Origin of the sequence: Sphingomonas sp. Sph1(2015), assembly GCF_001970915.1 — a bacterium.
GTDB lineage: Bacteria > Pseudomonadota > Alphaproteobacteria > Sphingomonadales > Sphingomonadaceae > Sphingomonas > Sphingomonas parapaucimobilis.
Map to the genome: position 1 here is coordinate 117186 of NZ_MQUI01000007.1, position 18270 is coordinate 135455.

Here is an 18270-nt window from a genome sequence, read left to right on the forward strand (position 1 = left end):
GAGGGTGATCCCCCGGTTTCGCATATAGACGGCGTATAGTTGGCCCCAATCCTCCCCGGTACGGGGAGGGGGACCAGCGAAGCTGGTGGAGGGGGGCTTCCACACGGGTTGAACTTTGTGGAGATCCCCCTCCACCACCGCTTCGCGGCGGTCCCCCTCCCCTTGCAGGGGAGGAATGGCCCGTCACCAAAACGTCAACGATCTCGGCCATAGCGGGACATGGTCACATTATCCCGCCGCGCCCTCCTTTCCGCCGGTGCCGCCCTCGCCGGTGCCGGAGCCCTGCCCCCCGCCATCGCCCGCGCCGCCGCCATCGCGCCCGACCGGCGGACCGGGACCATCCGCGACGTCGAGCATGTCGTCATCCTGATGCAGGAAAATCGCGGCTTCGATCATTATTTCGGCACGCTGCGCGGCGTGCGCGGGTTCGGCGACCGCTTCCCTATCCCGGTCGCGTCGTCGGACGGCGAACCGCGTACCGTCTGGCAACAACTGGACCGCAAGGCCGAGGGCGGCCCGCGCCTCGTCTCGCCCTTCCATCTCGACACCGACAAACACTTCGCGCTGATGCGCATGGAGGGCACGCCGCACACCTGGCCCGATGCGCAGGCCGCCTGGGACGAAGGCCGCATGGCGCACTGGCCCGAGGCGAAGCACCAGCGCGCGATGGGCCATTATGCCCGTGCCGACCTGCCCTTCCAGTTCGCGCTGGCCGAAGCCTTCACCCTCTGCGACGCCTATCACTGCGCGGTGCAGACCGGGACCAACACCAACCGGCTGTTCCTGTGGAGCGGCACCAACGATCCTTCGGGCGAGGCGGGCGGTCCGGCGATCGGCAATTCGCATGACAGCTTTGTCGAGAATGGCGGCGCGGCCGAGCCGTACCGCTGGACCACCGTGCCCGAGCGGATGCAGGCCGCGGGGATCGACTGGCGCATCTATCAGGACATGGCGGATAATTTCACCGACAATCCGCTGGTCGGCTTTCACGCTTACCGCGAGGCGCATCACGGACGCGGCGATCCCGAACTGAAGGACCGGGCGTTGACCACACGCGGGCTGGACGTACTGAAGGCCGATGTGCTGGCCGGGCGACTGCCGCAAGTGTCCTATGTCATCGCCACCGCCGCCGGGTCGGAGCATCCCAATCCCTCCAGCCCGGCGCAGGGTGCGGCCTATACCGCCGAGCTGCTCGACGCGCTGACCGCCGATCCGAAGGTCTGGGCGCGCACCGCGCTGTTCGTGATGTTCGATGAGAATGACGGGTTCTTCGACCATGTCCCGCCGCCCGCCCCACCGTCGCGCGCGGGCGATGGAACGGTGCTGGGCGGCTCGACGGTCGATCTGGCGGGGGCCTATCATGACGTGGCCTCGACCGGCGACGCCGATATCGACAAACCCGCCTATCGCGGTCGCCCCTATGGCCTCGGCCCGCGCGTGCCCATGTATGTGGTTTCGCCGTGGAGCCGGGGCGGCTGGGTCAATTCGCAAGTCTTTGACCACACCAGCGTCATCCGCTTCCTGGAAACGCGGTTCGGCTTTCACGAACCCAATATCGCCCCCTGGCGGCGTGCGGTGTGCGGCGACCTGACCAGCGCGTTCGACTTTGCCGGGAGCGATACCGCGACACCCCGCCTGCCCGATCCGCGCGAGCAAGCGGTCCGCGCAGCGGCGATCAAGGGCCAGGTCAACCCGCAGGCCCCCGCCTCGCCCGGCGCGCCCGAGCAGGAGCCGGGCATCCGCCGCGCCCGGCCCCTGCCCTACCGACTGGATGTGCAACATATCGTCGATCCCGCGGGCGTTCGGCTGCGCTTCCGGGCGGAGGGCGCAGGCGCGGTCTTTCATGTCTATGACCGGCACGCGCTGGACCGGGCACCGCGCCGCTATGTGCTGGCGGCGGGCACGCAGCTGGAGGATGTCTGGCCGACCGTTCATGACCTGTGGGTGCTCGGCCCGAACGGCTTCCACCGCCATTTCGCCGGGCATGACGTGACGACAAAGGTGCAGCATCGGGTCGATGACGACGGCCTGACCCTGATCGTCCCGCCCGGCCTCAGCGACCTGTCGATCGTCCGCCCCGAACCCGGCAAGACCGCGCCCCCGCCCATCCCGCTCAAGCCCGGCCGCCACCGCTGGTCGCTCGACAAGGACCTGGGTTGGTATGACGTGACGCTGACCCGCGCCAGCGACCCGCATTATCGCCTACGACTGGCGGGACGGCAGGACCGGCCCGGCCGCGCGACGGTCAGCGATCCGTTCCGCAGCTGACCTTCAAGCAAGACGGCGGGGTATGGAACCGAGCTAAGCCCCTCCCCTTCAGGGGAGGGGTTGGGGTAGGGCCTCGCAACAAACGCTGTGCTTGCGGTTACGCCCCACCCCCGGCCCCTCCCCTGAAGGGGAGGGGTGCCTCAATCGAACGTCATCGCGCTCCATTCCCCCTTTCCCACCCACCGGACCAGCGATAGGGTGGCGAATACGCAAAACAGTTTGTTTATTTCAGGGGGGAGGTTTCATGCGGGGCAAAACGCGCGCCACGGTGTCCGGTCGTCACTGGCGGTGGGCCTGCGCCGCATCCGCGCTGCTCGCGGGTGTCGCCCCTCTCGCCCTGACGGCCGATCCGATTGCGACCGTCGAGCGCAACGGCGCGCTCGTCTCGGTCGAGCCTTACGGCCCCGGCATCGTTCGCGTCACCATCGCCACCGACCGCGCCGAAGCAGAGGCCAAGCCCGGCTATGGCCTGATCGCCAGGAGCGACGCGGCAGGCTGGTCGCATCGCGCCGATGCGACCGGCGACGTCTTTGCCTCTTCCGGCATGACCGTGACGGTCGCAGCCCAGCCCTGGCCCAAGCCGCCGAGCCAGATGGAGCGCTATTTCGCGCCCTCGCTGCCGCCCGTGTCGATCAGCTTCGCAGGCGCAGACGGCAAGCCGCTGACCCGCATGAACGGCTGGGAAAAGGCGCCGCACACCGTCTCGGACGAAAAGACCTTCCGCGTCGGCGCCAGCTTCTCCGACACGCCCGACACGCATTATTACGGGCTGGGCCAGTATCAGGACGGCGTGCTCGACCTGCGCGGGCGCACCATCGATTGCCGCCACGATTATGACCGCCCCGGCGGCGAGTCCGTCTGCGTGCCATTCATGGTGACGGACAAGGGCTATGCGATCCTGTGGGACAATCCGTCCGCGACGACCGTCTCGCCCGGCCTGCTGAACGCCACGAAGTTCGCCTCGAATGTCGGCGAGCGGGTGTCCTTCTTCGTGATCGCAGGCAAGACGACCGATGAGCTGTACGCCGGTTATGCCCGCCTGACCGGCGCGACGCCGCTGCCGCCCAAGGCCGCGTTCGGCCTGATTCAGAGCAAGGCGCGCTACGAGACGCAGGGCCAGCTGACCGAGATCGCCGACGGATACCGCAAGCGCGGTCTGCCGCTCGACATCATGGTGCTCGACTGGTTCTACTGGACGCGGATGGGGCAGCTCGACATCGACCGCACCGCCTTTCCCGATCCGGCGGGGATGAATGCGCATCTCAAGTCGATGGGGATGCAGAGCATCATCAGCATCTGGCCGCGTTTCGAGCGGGAAAGCCGCTGGTTCGACACGCTGGCGGCCAAGGGCTGGCTGATGAAGGACAGGGACGGCAACCCGGTCGACGGGCTGCCGATCCGCTCGGACCGCGCAGGCGCGCTGATCGACAGCACCAATCCGGAGGCGCGCGCCTGGTTCTGGGGCAAGATCCGCGACAACATCTTTTCCAAGAGCTTCGACTATGCCTGGCTGGACGAGACCGAGCCGGATCTGGTGCCGGAGGGGCATTTCTTTTCGATCGGCTCGGGCGATCGCTATCGCAACGTCTATCCGCTGCTCCACACCTCCAGCGTCGCCGAAGGATCGGCGCGAGACCGGCCGGACAAGCGCAACCTGATCCTGTGCCGCGCCGCCTATCTGGGGACCCAGGCCAATGGCTGCCTGTTCTGGTCGTCGGACGTGCAGTCCAACTGGGAAGCGCTGCGCCGTCAGGTGCCGGCGGGCCTCGGCATGACGGCCAGCGGCATCGCCTATTGGTCGAGCGACACCGGCGGCTGGCAATGGCCCAACGGACCGGAAGCGCAACGCCCGGTGCTGGTCGATCCGGCGGGGGCGACCGCGATGGCGCCGTCCTACCGCGATTACCCGGAGCTGTTCGTCCGCTGGTTCCAGTATAACGCCTTCACGCCCACGCTGCGCATCCATGGCCAGCGACCGGGCACGGCATTGTGGGACTATGGCACCGCCGCCGAGCCGATCCTGGCGAATATCCTGCGGCTGCGTTACGCGCTGATACCCTATCTCTATGCGCTGGGACGACAGACGAGCCAGACCGGCGCGCCCTTCATGCGCGCGCTGTTCATGGACTTTCCGAACGACCCGGTCGTGAAGGATCTGGGCGACGAATATATGTTCGGCCCCGCCTTCCTGGTCGCGCCCGTCACCGAACAGGGCCAGACCACGCGCCGCGTGTATCTGCCCACCGGCACCGACTGGTATGACTGGTGGACGGACAAGCGCCATACTGGCGGCCAGTGGATCGAGGCCGCCGCGCCGATCGACCATATCCCGCTTTTCGTACGCGCCGGATCGATCGTGCCGATGGGCGTGGCCGTGCCCAGCACCGCGACCGTGCAAGGGCTGGCGAGCATCCGCGTCTATCCCGGTCGCGATGCGAGCTTCACGCTCTATGACGATGACGGCACCACCAACGCCTGGCATAAGACGGGCGGGCACAGCGCGACCCTGCGCTGGGACGATGGTGCACGCCGCCTGACCGCCAGCGGTCGCCTGCCCACCGGCCAGCCGGTCGAACCGCTCGTCACGATCGTCGGACAGTAAGATCAGGCCCGGCTCTCCAAAGGGGCCGGGCTTTTCCTAACCCATCGCATACAATCGTTTTTGTGGACGGACCGGACAAACCGGCCGAAAGAGGAGGAGAAGGATCATGATCGGATGTGTGGCCCTGCTGATCGCGGCCCTGCCCGCGGGAACGGCCGCCCAGACGGCCCCCGGCGCGGTGGCCCAGCCCAGCATCTTCGACAAGGCGGTCAACGCGCCCGGCATCGGCTGGGCACCGTATGGCCCCAACCAGAGCGCCAAACAGGTCCCCGCCCCCGAGGTTCCCGGCGGCAATGCCGTGCAGATCAAGGTCAGCAAGGCGGGTGCCAACCCTTGGGACAGTGGTGCTGCCTATCCCACGATCAAGCCGATCGCAGCGGGCGACACGATGCTGGTCATGGTCTTTCTGCGCGCACCCAACGCCACCGACACCGCGCCGGTGACGATCCCGGTCGGCGCAGGCGGCTCCGAGCCGCCCTATACCCCCATCGCGACCGAGCCGGTGCAGGTCGGCCCGAGCTGGAAACGCTATTATGTCTCGGGCGTGGCGACCCAGGCCTATGCGGCGGGCAAGGCGAACATCACCGTGCAGCTGGCCGGGGCCAAGCAGGTGATCGAGGTTGGCCCGGCCTTTCTGATCGATCTGGGGCCGGGCTTCGACCGGTCGAAGCTGCCGCATAATTGACCAGGTGGTCGGGGCGGCATCGATCGCCCCGGTCACTGCCAATCCCACGCTCCGTTCGCACCAAGCGAAGTCGAAGTACGCGCCTCACATGAGCCTCTGGGCGGAAGTCTTCCCTTGGCCTTCGACTTCGCTCAGGCTGAACGGAGGGTAGAAACATCCCCGCATGAAAAACCGCCCGCCTCCAACATGGAAGCGGGCGGTTTTTTGCGTCCGTCATTCCGGCCGAACCGCAGAGGTCCGGCCGGTCAGCCGCATCAGAACGTGCCGCGAAGCGCGAACGAGAAGCGGCGGTCGTTGACGATGTACGAGCGCGGCGCGGTCGCGGTCGAACCGCTGATATAGGCCTGCTCGGTCTTGATGACCTGATTGGCCAGGTTCACGCCCTGCACGCCGATCTTGAGGTACTTGTTCAGGTTGATGAAGGCCGACGCGTCCAGCTGCCCGCCCGCATCCTGGTAGATGGAGGTGTAGGGGAAGATCACGTCCGCCGGGGTCAGCAGATACTTGGAACGCCAGTTATACGCCGCACGCAGCGAGATCGGCCCCTTTTCATAGAACAGCGCCGCATTGACCGTGTGCTTCGACAGCCCCTCGAGCGGGATGTTGCCCGGCTTGATGTTCGAGGTGCTGGCCGGCGCGCCGCCGTTCAGGAACGAATTGGGCAGGCCCGAGCTGTCGATATAGGTGTAGCTGCCGCTGGCACCGAAGCCGCTGAGCAGACCCGGCAGGAAGTCGAAGGTCTGCTGATACGCAACCTCGGCGCCCTTGATCTTGCCGGTGCCGTCATAATTGGCCGGACCACGGACCAGCACCGACTGCGTAACGCCGTTGCTGGTGATGTTCCGGTTGGTGACCGACTGGTAGAAGAAGTCCTTCACCGACTTGTAGAACACGTCGACCGACAGCTGACCGACCCGGGCGAAATACCATTCGACGGTCGCGTCGAACTGCCATGCGGTCGCGGGCTTGAGGTACGGGTTGCCCGCCGTCGCCGTGATCTGGCCGCTATTCGCGTCGAAGCCCAGCTGCAGGAAGTTGCGGATGTTCGCAAAATCCGGACGCGTCATGACCTTCGACGCCGCCAGGCGCAGCACGACGTCGCGACCCAGACCAAATTTCAAATTCGCGCTAGGCAGCCAGTAATGATATTGCTGGCGTGCCGTATCGAGCACGGTGATCCCGGTCGAGAAGCGCTGGATGGCATTATAGCCCGCCTCGCCCAGACGACAGATGCCAGTGGGCGTGGCAGACGTGTTGGACAGGCAGCGAACGGCATAGGTGCCATCGGTCTGCGTCTGCTGTTGCGACGGCGCGCCAATGAAGCCCGACGAAGTCAGGTCGGTCAGTACGTAGCGGACGCCGACATTGCCGCTCATCCGGACATTGCCGAACAGATTGCCCGGTGTCGCGAAGTTCAGCTGCGCATAGGCATTCTTGTCCTGCTGCGACACATTCTGGATTTCGGCTGGCAGGTAAGGCGTTCCGGCTACGACACCGCTACGCTCTGCCAGCGGTGCCCAGGTTCCAGCGCCCGAGCCATTGGCCGTCTGCCAAAGCTGGCCGATCGATTTCAGATAAGCGGCCGACTGCTGATAATTGCCGGTCATGTCGCCGGTATAGTAATATGCACCCGGCGGCGGGCTGACCGCACCCCGGAAGAAGTTCGGGAAGCTGTAGAATTCGGTCTGCCCAGGCGCCTGCGCGAAGGACACGGGATTGTTCCCCGACCAAACCTCGGAGAGCGCACCCCAGTTGTACGTCGTGTAGCGAACCTCCGACGCGCGATCCGCATAGCGTGCACCGAATTTGGCATGGGTCAGGAAGCTGCCGTCGTCGAACTTATAGTCGACATCGGCCTTGAACGCGTATTCGCGTCCCTTGCTCTCTTCCAGATGGTCCATGGCCGCGCGCCAGAACTGGACGTTGCGGTTGGAAAAATACTGCGCGTCGGTCTGACCGGCGAGATCCGGACTGATGACGCCGCCGTTTGAGATCAACGTCGTCGGCTTATGCGGGACGACACGTGGCAGATTGCCCGAAATGTCCAGCTCAGAATCGGCAAAGGTCGAACCGAATACGCGGAAGTCGGTGCTCGTCTTCTTGGCGCGGGTATAATCGCCATCCAAGTTGACCGACCAGTGGTCGTCCAGCTGGGTTTTGAGGTTCAAGCCGAAATCGGTGACGGTGTTCTCGTCCCGCGTCATGCCACGGGCGAGCGACTGCTGCGTACCGCCGCTAGGCACGAAACAGGTGGCCGGATTGGCGGTAGGTCCGGGGTTGTTGCAAGCCGCGCGGCGGCCGGTACCGGGCGCGGTGATGTATCCGGACTGAAACAGCCCGCTATTGTCGAACACGTAATTCTTTGTCGTACCCACAGGGCATTCGGCACGAACGGTACCCGATGGACCATTGGAATTCGGCTGACAGCCGATCGGGAAGGTGCTGTATTCGGCAAGATCGGGCGCGGTTTCAAAAGTCCGCTCCGACGTGTCGTTGACCGTATGGGTCCGCAGATATTGCGCGGTCAACACGGTACGTTCGTCGGTGCTTTGCCACTGGCCGGCCAGTGCCACGCCATCCCGCTTGCGATCGAATTCCTGCGTACGGAACTGGCCTCCAATGGGCGCATAACGCAGCGAAGCCGGGTCGAGATTGCCGTCCGCTCCGGCCGTACTGGCCGCACCGCAAGCCGAACCCGCCCCGGATAGGGTCGTAGTATCGACCGTATCAGGCAACGGATTGCGGCAAACGGTCGCGCTCGTCGAGTTCGCCGCAAGGGCGAGCATGTTATCGCGGGTCTGGAAATTGGTGACCTGAACGCTGTCCGCACGGCTGCGGACGCGCGAGTAGGACACGTTACCCAGCAGGCCGAACCGGCCGATGCCCGTGTCCCAGGTGTCGCTGACCAGCAGCGATCCGGTCGGCGACCACTTCTTCTTGAAGTCGCCATAATTGGCTTCGGCGGTGAAGCCCGCATGGAAACCCTTGTTGTCGAAGGGCTTGCGGGTATTCAGGTTGACGGTCCCTGCCAGGCCGCCCTCGATCAGTTCCGCGGTGGCGTTCTTGTAGACCTCGACCGAGCCGAGCAGTTCGGCGGGGACGTCCGAGAAGTTGATCGCCTGGCCGCCGATACCGGCCGAGAAGGTGTCGCGACCGTTGAACTCGGAGCGGACGAAGGTCAGGCCGCGCACCGCGACGCCCGAGCCTTCGACCGAGAAATGGTCGGGATCGTTGGCGGCGGCGAAGCGGCTGATCGACACGCCGGGCACGCGCTGCAGCGCCTCGGTGACCGAGCGGTCGGGCAGCGCACCGATATCGCTGGCGGTGATCGCGTCGACGACGGTGTCGGAATTGCGCTTGATCGTCTGCGCATTCGCCAGGCTCTGGCGGATGCCGGTGACGACGACTTCCTTGCCGGTATCGACGTCATCGCCTGCGGGCGGCTGCGCGCCGGCGGCCTCGACACTGGCGCTGGTGCGCGGCGTCGTCGAACCGGCCGTACCCTGGCCTGCGACCGCGCCGGTCGGCGAACTGGCGCTCTGGTCGGGATCGGTGGTCGTCTGTGCGAAGGCGGGCGTGGTCAGCGCGGCGATGCACAAGGCACCGGCCGAAGCGCCGAGCAGGAGCCGATTAAAACGATTGGCATTGGCAGTGAGCGGCGCAGCGCTGCGCATGATGGTCATCCCCCCCTTTGTCGCGCGCCCCATGGCGTCGCTTGGTTCGGTCGCGATCGTGCCTTTCGACACGTTTCACAGACTCATGATTGCGCTACCAGCAACATTTCGACAAGATATTTAACTTAAGAAACGTCCGATCCGGGACAAGGTGCGACATTCCTGCCACGCCCCCCTGTCGGTGGATTGCGGCGGAGCGTGCCGCACGGCATGAAACGACAAACAGGCCCGGGAATCACCGGGCCGGGGGTGGATGACGAAAGTGACAAACGACGTGGTGCGGGTCGTCATTGTGGGCGGCGGTACGGCGGGCTGGATGGCCGGCGCCGCCCTGACTCGTCTCCTTTCGGGACAATGCTCGGTGCGCCTGATCGAGTCCGAGGCGATCGGTGTCGTCGGCGTCGGCGAGGCCACGTTGCCGCACATCCGCTCCTTCAACGAACGGCTGGGTATCCCCGAGGCGGAATTCATGGCGCGCACCCGTGCCACCTTCAAGCTGGGCATCGAGTTTCGCGATTGGGGCCGGATCGGGGACAGCTATATCCACCCCTTCGGCACCTTCGGGCGCGGTACGGGGGCGATCGATTTCCACCATTACTGGTCGCGGCTGGTGCGCGAAGGGCGGGACCTGCCGCCGCTCGACCAGCTGTCCTATGCCTGCACCCTGGCGCGCGAGGCGCGGTTCGAGCATCCCGATCAGGACCGGGGCGGCCTGAGTTCGACTTTCGGCTATGCCTATCAATTCGATGCGCTGCTCTTCGCGCCCTATCTGCGCAGCCTGGCGGAGGAAGCGGGCGCGGTACGGACCGAGGGGCTGGTGGTCGATGTCGAGCGTGACGGCCAGAACGGGCTGATCCGCGCGGTCGTGCTGGACAGCGGCGAGCGGGTCGAGGGCGACCTGTTCGTCGACTGCTCGGGCTTTCGCTCGCTGCTGCTGGGACAGACGCTGGACGAGCCGTTCGAGGACTGGTCGAAATGGCTGCCGACCGACCGCGCGGTCGCAATGCCGTGCCGGACCGAAACCGCCGTCACCCCCTATACCAGCGCGATCGCCATGCCCGCCGGGTGGCGCTGGCGCATCCCGCTCCAGCATCGCACCGGCAATGGCTATGTCTATGCCAGCGCCTTCGTCAGCGACGCCGACGCCGCCCATGCGCTGGAGAAGGCGGTGGAGGGCGAGAAACTGGCCGAGCCGCGCCTGCTGCGCTTCAAGGCGGGACGGCGGCGGCGCAGCTGGGTCGGCAACTGCGTTGCGATCGGGCTGGCGAGCGGGTTCCTGGAGCCGCTGGAATCGACCAGCATCTATCTGGTGCAGCAGGCGATCACCGCGCTGATCGAGCTGTTCCCCGGCCGACGGATGGAGGCGTCCGACCGCGACGAGTTCAACCGGGTCATCGACCTGGAATATGACCGGATCCGGGACTTCCTGATCCTGCATTACCACGCCACGTCACGCGACGATTCGCCTTTCTGGAACTATGTCCGCACCATGCCCATCCCCGACAGCCTGGGCGAGAAGCTGGAGCTGTGGCGCAGGCGCGGGCGGGTGGTGAAGTATCGCGAGGGCGTGTTCCTGGATGCCAGCTGGATTGCGGTGTATCTGGGCCAGGGCATCGTCCCCGAAGGCTGGGACCCGCGCGCCGATGCGGCGGGGACCGGCGATCTGGTCCAGGCCGTCGCGGCGCTGCGTTCCGAGATCGCCGCCGAAGTCGCCATCCGGCCTGACCACCGCGCCTTTCTGGAACGCTATTGCCCGATGGTGGCGGCATGAGCGCGCCCATCCGCCATGTGCTGGTCGCGGGCAGCGGCCTGACCGCCTGGAGCGCTGCCGCCGCGTTGAAGCGCCGCGCGCCGTTCCTCGACGTCACGCTGCTCGCCACCCCGCCCGCCGCGGACGCGCTGGCCGACCGGATCGCCTGCACCCTGCCCTCGCTGCCCGGTTTCCATGCCGATCTGGGCATAAGCGAGGATGACGGGGTGACGCGCACCGGCTCGGGTTATCGGCTGGGCACGCGCTTTTCGGGCTGGGCGGAAGGGCTGCCCGATTATGTCCATGCCTATGGCGGCTATGGCCATGCCATCGGTCCGGCGGCGTTTCACCTGCACTGGCTTCGCGCCGCGCGCGACGGCAGCGCGGCCCCGTTCGACGCCTATTGCCCGGCGGCGCAGCTGGCGCGGGCGGGCGGCTTCGTGCCGCCGTCGCCGGGAACGCCCTTTGCCGGTCATGATTACGGCCTGACGCTCGACCTTCCCCGCCAGGTCGCGATGATGCGCGCCTTTGCCCTGCATGTCGGGGTGCGCGAGGTGACGGATTCGATCACCGAAGTGCAGGTCGATCCGACCGGCCATGTGACCGCTATCGCAGTGCAGCATGGCGCAGCCCTGACCGCGCATCTCTATATCGATGCGACCGGCCCCGCCGCGCTGCTGCGGGGCAGCATCGACGATGCGTGGCAGGATTGGAACGAGTGGCTGCCCTGCGACCGCGTGCTGCTGGGCACGCAAGTCTCGGGCGAAGGCGCGCCGGTGCTGACGCCCGTGACCGCCCATGCGGCGGGCTGGCGCTGGTCGAGCGGCGAGCAGGTCGGCATCGCCTATAGCAGCGAGCATCTGTCCGATACCGGGGCCGCCGCGATGCTGGCGCGCGACGGGGCCGTGGTCGACACGCCCATCGCCATCCGCCCCGGCACCCGGCCGCAAGCCTGGCGCGGGAACTGCATCGCGATCGGCGACGCCGCGACGCAGGTCGAGCCGCTGGAATGGTGCAACCTGCATCTGGCGCTGAGCGCGATCGATCGCCTCGTCACCATGTTGCCCGACACCGCCATGGCCGAAGTGGAGGCCGCCGACTTCAACCGCCAGACGCTGGCCGAGGCGGAGCGGGTGCGCGACTTCCTCGCTGCGCATTACCGCACCGCCCGCCGCCCCGAGCCGATGTGGCAGGCGGTGGCGAAGGCCGAACTTCCTGCGTCGCTGGCCCATACGCTCGGCCAGTTCGGCGAGCGCGGTCGCCTGCCCTTTTACGAGGAAGAGACCTTCACCCGCGACAGTTGGGCCGCGATCCTGTTGGGGCAAGGCTATCTTCCCCGTCGCATCGATCCGCTGGTCCACGGCATCCCCGCAGCCCAGGTCGATGCCGCCATGGCGCGGATGACCGACGCGATCGCCGCCGCCCTTCCCCATGTTCCGGCCCATGCGCAGTGGCGCGCGGCCCAGATGAGGCGCCTTGCCCGATGACTTCTTCCTCTGACCATCAGATTCGCCGGGTCGTCATCGTTGGCGGCGGCACCGCCGGATGGATGGCCGCCGCCGCCTTCGCGCGCCTGCTGAACAACGGTTACACGCACGTCACGCTGGTCGAATCCGAGGAGATCGGCACGGTCGGTGTCGGCGAGGCGACGATCCCGCCGATCATTACCTTCAACCAGATGCTGGGCCTGGACGAGAACGACTTCCTCGCCAAGACGGCGGGCACGTTCAAGCTGGGCATCGAATTCGTCGACTGGGGTGCCAAGGGCGAACGCTATATCCACCCGTTCGGCCGCCATGCGCAGGATTTGCAGGGCGTGCATTTCCACCAGCTTTACCTGCGCGAACGCAGCCGCCGCGCGCTGCCCGACATTGCCGAATGGTCGATGAGCGCGGTCGCGGCAAAGGCGGGCAAGTTCGGCCGCGCCAAGCCCGATGCGCGTTCGCCGATCCGCGAGCTGTTCTACGCCTTCCATTTCGATGCCTCGCTCTATGCCCGCTACCTGCGCGGCTATGCCGAACGCGGCGGGGTGACGCGGGTCGAGGGGCGGATCGAGGCGGTCAACCCGCGTCCCGAGGACGGCTATGTCGAGGCGGTGACGCTGGCCCATGGACGGCGGATCGAGGGCGATCTGTTCATCGACTGCTCGGGCTTTCGCGGCCTGTTGATCGAGGAGGCGCTGGGCACCGGCTATGAGAGCTATGCGCAGTGGCTGCCTTGCGACCGCGCGGTCGCGGCGCCCTGTGCCTTGCTCAATCCGACCGAACCCGATCCCTTCACCCGCGCCACCGCGCGCGAGGCCGGGTGGCAATGGCGTATCCCGCTGCAACACCGGATGGGCAACGGGCTGGTCTATTGCAGCGAGTATCTCGACGCGGAGACGGCCGAGGCGCAGTTGCTCGGCAATCTGGAGGGCGAATTGCTGGGCGATCCCCGCCACCTGCGCTTCACCGCCGGGCGGCGGCGACAGAGCTGGAACCGCAACGTCGTGGCGCTGGGCCTGTCGAGCGGGTTCCTGGAGCCGCTGGAGTCGACCAGCATCCACCTCGTCCAGGCGGCGATCCAGCGTTTGGTGGCGCTGTTCCCCGACAAACGCTTCGACCCCGCCGAGCGCGACGAATTCAACCGCCAGATGCACGATCTGTACGAAGATGTGCGCGACTTCATCATCCTGCATTACAAGGCGACGCGGCGCGACGACACGCCCTTCTGGAACCGGGTCCGCACCATGGAGGTGCCCGACAGCCTGGCGCGCAAGATGGCGCTGTGGGCGGGCAAGGGGCGGCTGTTCCGCGAAGGCTATGACCTGTTCAGCAACCCCAGCTGGGTCGCGGTCTGCCTGGGTCAGGGGCTGGTGCCCGAAAGCTGGGAACCGGCCGCCGACGCGCTGGACGAGGATCTGGTGGCGCAGGCGCTGGAACAGATGCGCGCCGGTTATGCCGACACCGCCGCGCGGATGCCCAGCCATGGCGATTTCCTGCGCATGACCGCGCCCTCCCCGCTCGCCCCCGCCATGGCGGCGCGGAGTGGCACCGAAGGCTTCGACTTCGCGCGCGCGCCCGGCACGGTGCAGAGCAAGGCGCCGCTGCTGTGAGGCGCGTGCTCCTTCCCCTGCTCGCGCTGGCGGCGACCGGCGCGGGGGAAGCACCGGGGCCGCATCTGAACCAGATCGGCTTCCGTCCCGACACCGCCAAGCGCGCGATCGTCGCGAAGGACGGCGCGGCGCTGCCCTGGGAGTTGCTCGACGAACAGGGCCGCACGGTCGCGCGAGGGCAGGCGACGGTCTTCGGCCCCGATGCCGCCTCGGGTGACACGGTGCAGCAGATCGACTTCGGCACGTTCCGCACGCCGGGCACTTATCGCCTGAAGGTCGATGGCCGCACCAGCCACCCCTTCACCATCGCCGCCGATGTCTATCGCCCGCTGTCGCGCGCTTCGCTCAATTTCTTCTATCAGCAGCGCGCCGGAGTGGCGATCGACGCGCGGTTCGCCGGGGGCACGCAATGGGCGCGGGCGGCGGGGCATGTCGGCGAGGTCGTGACCTGCTTCAAGGGACTCGATCAGGCGGGGACCGACTGGCCGGGCTGTCCGTACACGCTGGACGTGACCGGCGGCTGGTACGACGCAGGCGACCAGGGCAAATATGTCGTCAATGGCGGCATCGCCCTGTGGATGCTGCAAAATCTCTATGAGGTGGATGCGGCCTCTCCCCCCTTCCCCGATGGCAGCGCCGCGCTGCCCGAGGCGGGGAACGGCATCAACGACCTGCTCGACGAGACGCGCTTCGAGATGCGCTTCCTGCTCGCGATGCAGGTCCCGGACGGCCAGATCATCAAGCTGCCGCTCGGACGGCAGGGCCGCGGGCCGCTGCGCCTGACGCCGGTCGATGCGTCGGGCATGGCGCACCACAAGATCGCCGACCGCCACTGGACCAAGCTGCCCACCGCCCCCGCCGACGATCATGAGGAGCGGCTGCTCTTCCCGCCCAGCACGGCGGCGACGCTGAACCTCGCTGCCACGGCCGCGCAATGTTCGCGCATCTGGCGGGGGATCGACAATGCCTTTGCCAAGCGCTGCCTGATCGCGGCGGGCAAGGCGTATCGCGCGGCGCTGCGCAACCCGGACGTCTATGCCGCGCAGGCGTTCGACGGCAGCGGTGGTTATGGCGACGGCGAGCTGTCCGACGAACTCTATTGGGCGACCGCCGAGCTGTACGCCGCCACCGGGATGCCGGAGCTGGCCGAATCGCTGCGCAAGATGCCGCTCCACGCCGCCGCGCTGACCGGCGAGCCGAGTTGGGGCAGCGTCGCTGCCTTGGGCACGATCACGCTGGCGACCGCCACCGGCGTCATGCCCTCCGAACGCGCGGCGGCCCGCGCCAAGCTGGTCGCGCTGGCCGACCGTTTCCTGGCTGAGGAAACGCGGTCGGGCTATCACATCCCCTATGCCGCGACGGCCTATCACTGGGGGTCGAACAGCGGGATATTGGGGCGCGGACAGATACTCGCGCTGGCGGCGCGTTTTACCGGCGAGGCGCGCTACCGCGACGGCGCGGTCGATGCGATGGACTATGTGCTGGGGCGCAATCCGCTCGACCAGAGCTATGTCAGCGGGTTCGGGTGGAAGCCGATGCAAAATCCGCATCATCGTTTCTGGGCGCATCAGTTCGACGCCAGGATGCCCGGCCCGCCGCCGGGCGTGCTGAGCGGCGGTGCGAACAGCACCGTCTTTCCCGAACCCGCCTCCGCCGCGCTGAAGGGCAAGTGCGTCGGCTCACGCTGCTGGATCGACGATGCGCGCGCCTATGCGCATAACGAAGTCGCGATCAACTGGAACGCGCCGCTCGTCTGGCTGGCCACCGATCTCACCCGCACCCTGCCCACCAAACCCTGACGGCCGCGACAGGCTTCATTCACCCGAACATCGTCACAAAAGTTACAGAAGAGGATAGAATATGGACCGTCGTAATTTCATGAAGTCCGGCATGACGCTGGGTGGTGCCGCGCTCGCGACGGGAGGCGGCTCGCTGACCGCCGCACGCGCGGCGGCCGCCACCGCCTCGGACCTCAGCTTTCCCAAGGACTTCCTCTGGGGCTGCGCCACCGCCGCCTATCAGATCGAAGGCGCGGTGAAGGAAGACGGGCGCGGCTTGACCAACTGGGACGTGTTCTCGCACACGCCGGGCAAGGTCGCGAACAACGATACCGGCGACGTCGCCTGCGACAGCTATCACCGCTATAACGAGGACATCGCGCTCCTGAAGAACCTGGGCGTGAAGGCGTATCGCATGTCGATCGCCTGGTCGCGTATCTTCCCCGAGGGGCGTGGCAAGTTCAACCAGAAGGGCCTGGACTATTATAACCGCGTGATCGACGCGCTGCTGGCGGCGGGCATCCAGCCCAACGTGACCATGTTCCATTGGGACCTGCCCCAGGCGCTGCCGGGCGGCTGGCAGAATCGCGACACGGCCAAGGCGTTCGCCGATTATGCGGGCTTCATGGCGGGCAAGCTGTCCGACCGCGTCCACCGCTTCATGACGGTCAACGAACTGCGCTGCTTCACCGATCTCGGCCATATGGTCGGCATCCACGCGCCGGGCCTGAAGCTGCCCCAGGGCCAGGTGAACCAGGTCCGCCACCATGGCTGCCTGGCGCACGGCCTGGGCGTGCAGGCGATCCGCGCCAATGCCAAGGTGGGCACCGAGGTCGGCATCGCCGACAATGCCAGCATCTTCGTCCCCGTCATCGAGACGCCCGAGCATATCGAGGCGACGAAGAAGGCGATGCGCGAAGAGAATGCGATGTTCCTGACCGCCGTGATGGAGGGCAAGTACACCGACGCCTATCTGAAGGCCGCAGGCGCCGATGCGCCCAAGGTGCAGGCGGGCGACATGGCCGCGATCGCCAGCCCGCTCGATTTCGTGGCGCTCAACATCTACACGCCGACCTTCGTCAAGGCGAACCCGGAGGATCCGCGCGGCTATACCCCGCTGCCGCATCTGCCCAACTCGCCACGCATGGCCTCGCCCTGGCTTTATGTCGGCCCCGAGGCCGCCTATTGGGGCGTGCGCGCGGTCAGCGAGATGTGGAAGCCCAAGGCGATCTACATCTCCGAGAACGGCACCTCGGCGGACGACGTGCTGAACGACAAGGGGCTGGTCGATGACGGCGACCGGATCATGTATCTGCGCAACTATCTGGGCCAGTTCCGCCGCGCCGCCGTCGAGGGCTATCCGCTCAAGGGCTATTTCCTCTGGAGCCTGATGGACAATTTCGAATGGGCCGATGGTTACGCCCTGCGCTTCGGCCTGCACCATGTCGATTACGCCACCCAGAAGCGCACGCCCAAGCTGAGCGCGCAATGGTATAAGGAACTGATCCGCCGCAACGCGCTGGTCTGATCGGAGTAGCCCCTCCCCTTCAGGGGAGGGGTTGGGGTGGGACTCCTCCGCGAGCGTGCCATTTGTGGAAGCGCCCCACCCCCTGCCCCTCCCCTGAAGGGGAGGGGTGTCATTGCTCTCACAGAAAAAGGGCAGAGACGGCGTGGTGCCGTCCCTGCCCTGCGAGGCTACGTTGGGGATTGAGGGGGTGGGCCGAAACCCACCCCAATCGGTCAGAAGCGGAAGCGCACGCCCAGACCATAGTACCGGCCCTCGTCACGCACGTCGCGCGGATAGGACAGGCCGTTGCCATAGCTGCGATAATTGTTGAACGGCTTGGCCAGCAGGTTGGCCGCATCGAACGCGATCGTGATTTCCTTGGTGATGTTATAGTTGAAGCCGAAATCAAGCCGCTGGATACGGGTCGTGCCCTCACCATTGTAGAATCCAGCGCCGTTGATGAAATTGCCGTTCAGGAAGGCATCGCGATTGTTGAACGACAGGCGGGTCGACACGTCGCCCTTTTCATAGAAGAGCGCGATATTGTAGGTCCATTTTGACAGGCCGGTGATCGGCACGAACGGCGGCGGCGTGGTGCCTCCGGACGCAGCAAACAGATTGGCCGGGTAACGCTGCTTGCCTTCCAGATAGGTGACGTTCGCCTGCACCCCGAAGCCGCTCCACAGGCCCGGCAGGAAGTCGAAGAAGGTCTGGCCGCCGACTTCCACGCCCTTGATCCGCCCCTTGCCCGCATTTTCCGGTCGGTTGATTTCGATCAGGCCATAAACGTATGGCCCGCCCCGTCGGCAAGCGGTTTGTGTCAGCTATTCTGATCAGTCTGCGAAAACGTATCCGGCCTTTTGACGCAAGGTCATTGGCCAAGATGGAGATCCGCGCGTCCTGGTCCTCATA

Annotated in this window: 10 protein-coding genes; 8 read left to right on the forward strand and 2 right to left on the reverse strand. The window is 66.4% G+C overall.

All coding sequences use genetic code 11. The features are described from left to right. Window positions 1-219 precede the first annotated feature (219 nt). The 3 genes from BSZ14_RS04990 (at window position 220) to BSZ14_RS05000 (ending at window position 5555) form a co-directional block, all read left to right on the forward strand. The gene (locus BSZ14_RS04990; protein ID WP_076710054.1) at window positions 220-2268 is read left to right on the forward strand and encodes a phosphocholine-specific phospholipase C; all 2049 of its coding nucleotides are present in this window, start codon (window positions 220-222) and stop codon (window positions 2266-2268) included. A gap of 244 nt (window positions 2269-2512) precedes the next feature. Then, on the forward strand, window positions 2513-4870 hold the full coding sequence (locus BSZ14_RS04995) for a glycoside hydrolase family 31 protein (RefSeq protein WP_083748106.1): 2358 nt from the start codon (window positions 2513-2515) through the stop codon (window positions 4868-4870). Window positions 4871-4976: 106 nt separating this feature from the next. Next, window positions 4977-5555, forward strand: a complete 579-nt coding sequence (locus BSZ14_RS05000) for a hypothetical protein (RefSeq protein ID WP_076710055.1) — start codon at window positions 4977-4979, stop codon at window positions 5553-5555. 254 nt (window positions 5556-5809) lie between these two features. Here the strand turns inward: BSZ14_RS05000 and BSZ14_RS05005 are convergent, their stop codons facing one another. Next, entirely contained in the window at window positions 5810-9229 is a 3420-nt protein-coding gene (locus BSZ14_RS05005) for a TonB-dependent receptor (protein WP_042490388.1), read from the reverse strand. A gap of 253 nt (window positions 9230-9482) precedes the next feature. On the opposite strand from BSZ14_RS05005, the gene BSZ14_RS05010 reads away from it, so the two are divergent. From BSZ14_RS05010 to BSZ14_RS05030, 5 genes are all read left to right on the forward strand, one after another. Next, window positions 9483-11000 carry a tryptophan halogenase family protein gene (locus BSZ14_RS05010; protein WP_076710056.1) on the forward strand — a complete coding sequence of 506 codons (1518 nt, stop codon included), beginning with the start codon at window positions 9483-9485 and terminating at the stop codon, window positions 10998-11000. Further along, window positions 10997-12466, forward strand: a complete 1470-nt coding sequence (locus BSZ14_RS05015) for a tryptophan halogenase family protein (protein WP_076710057.1) — start codon at window positions 10997-10999, stop codon at window positions 12464-12466. Before BSZ14_RS05010 ends, BSZ14_RS05015 begins: the two co-directional genes overlap by 4 nt. After that, the gene (locus BSZ14_RS05020) at window positions 12463-14073 is read left to right on the forward strand and encodes a tryptophan halogenase family protein (RefSeq protein WP_076710058.1); all 1611 of its coding nucleotides are present in this window, start codon (window positions 12463-12465) and stop codon (window positions 14071-14073) included. The genes BSZ14_RS05015 and BSZ14_RS05020 overlap by 4 nt, the downstream gene beginning before the upstream one ends. Next, the gene (locus BSZ14_RS05025) at window positions 14070-15872 is read left to right on the forward strand and encodes a glycoside hydrolase family 9 protein (RefSeq protein WP_076710059.1); all 1803 of its coding nucleotides are present in this window, start codon (window positions 14070-14072) and stop codon (window positions 15870-15872) included. Before BSZ14_RS05020 ends, BSZ14_RS05025 begins: the two co-directional genes overlap by 4 nt. Before the next feature lie 61 nt (window positions 15873-15933). Next, a complete protein-coding gene (locus BSZ14_RS05030; protein WP_076710060.1) occupies window positions 15934-17379 on the forward strand; it encodes a GH1 family beta-glucosidase in 1446 nt (481 codons plus the stop codon). A 212-nt stretch (window positions 17380-17591) separates the two neighbouring features. On the opposite strand, the gene BSZ14_RS05035 is transcribed toward BSZ14_RS05030, so the two are convergent. Then, the gene (locus BSZ14_RS05035; protein ID WP_338012071.1) at window positions 17592-18182 is read right to left on the reverse strand and encodes a TonB-dependent receptor domain-containing protein; all 591 of its coding nucleotides are present in this window, start codon (window positions 18180-18182) and stop codon (window positions 17592-17594) included. Window positions 18183-18270: the final 88 nt, after the last annotated feature.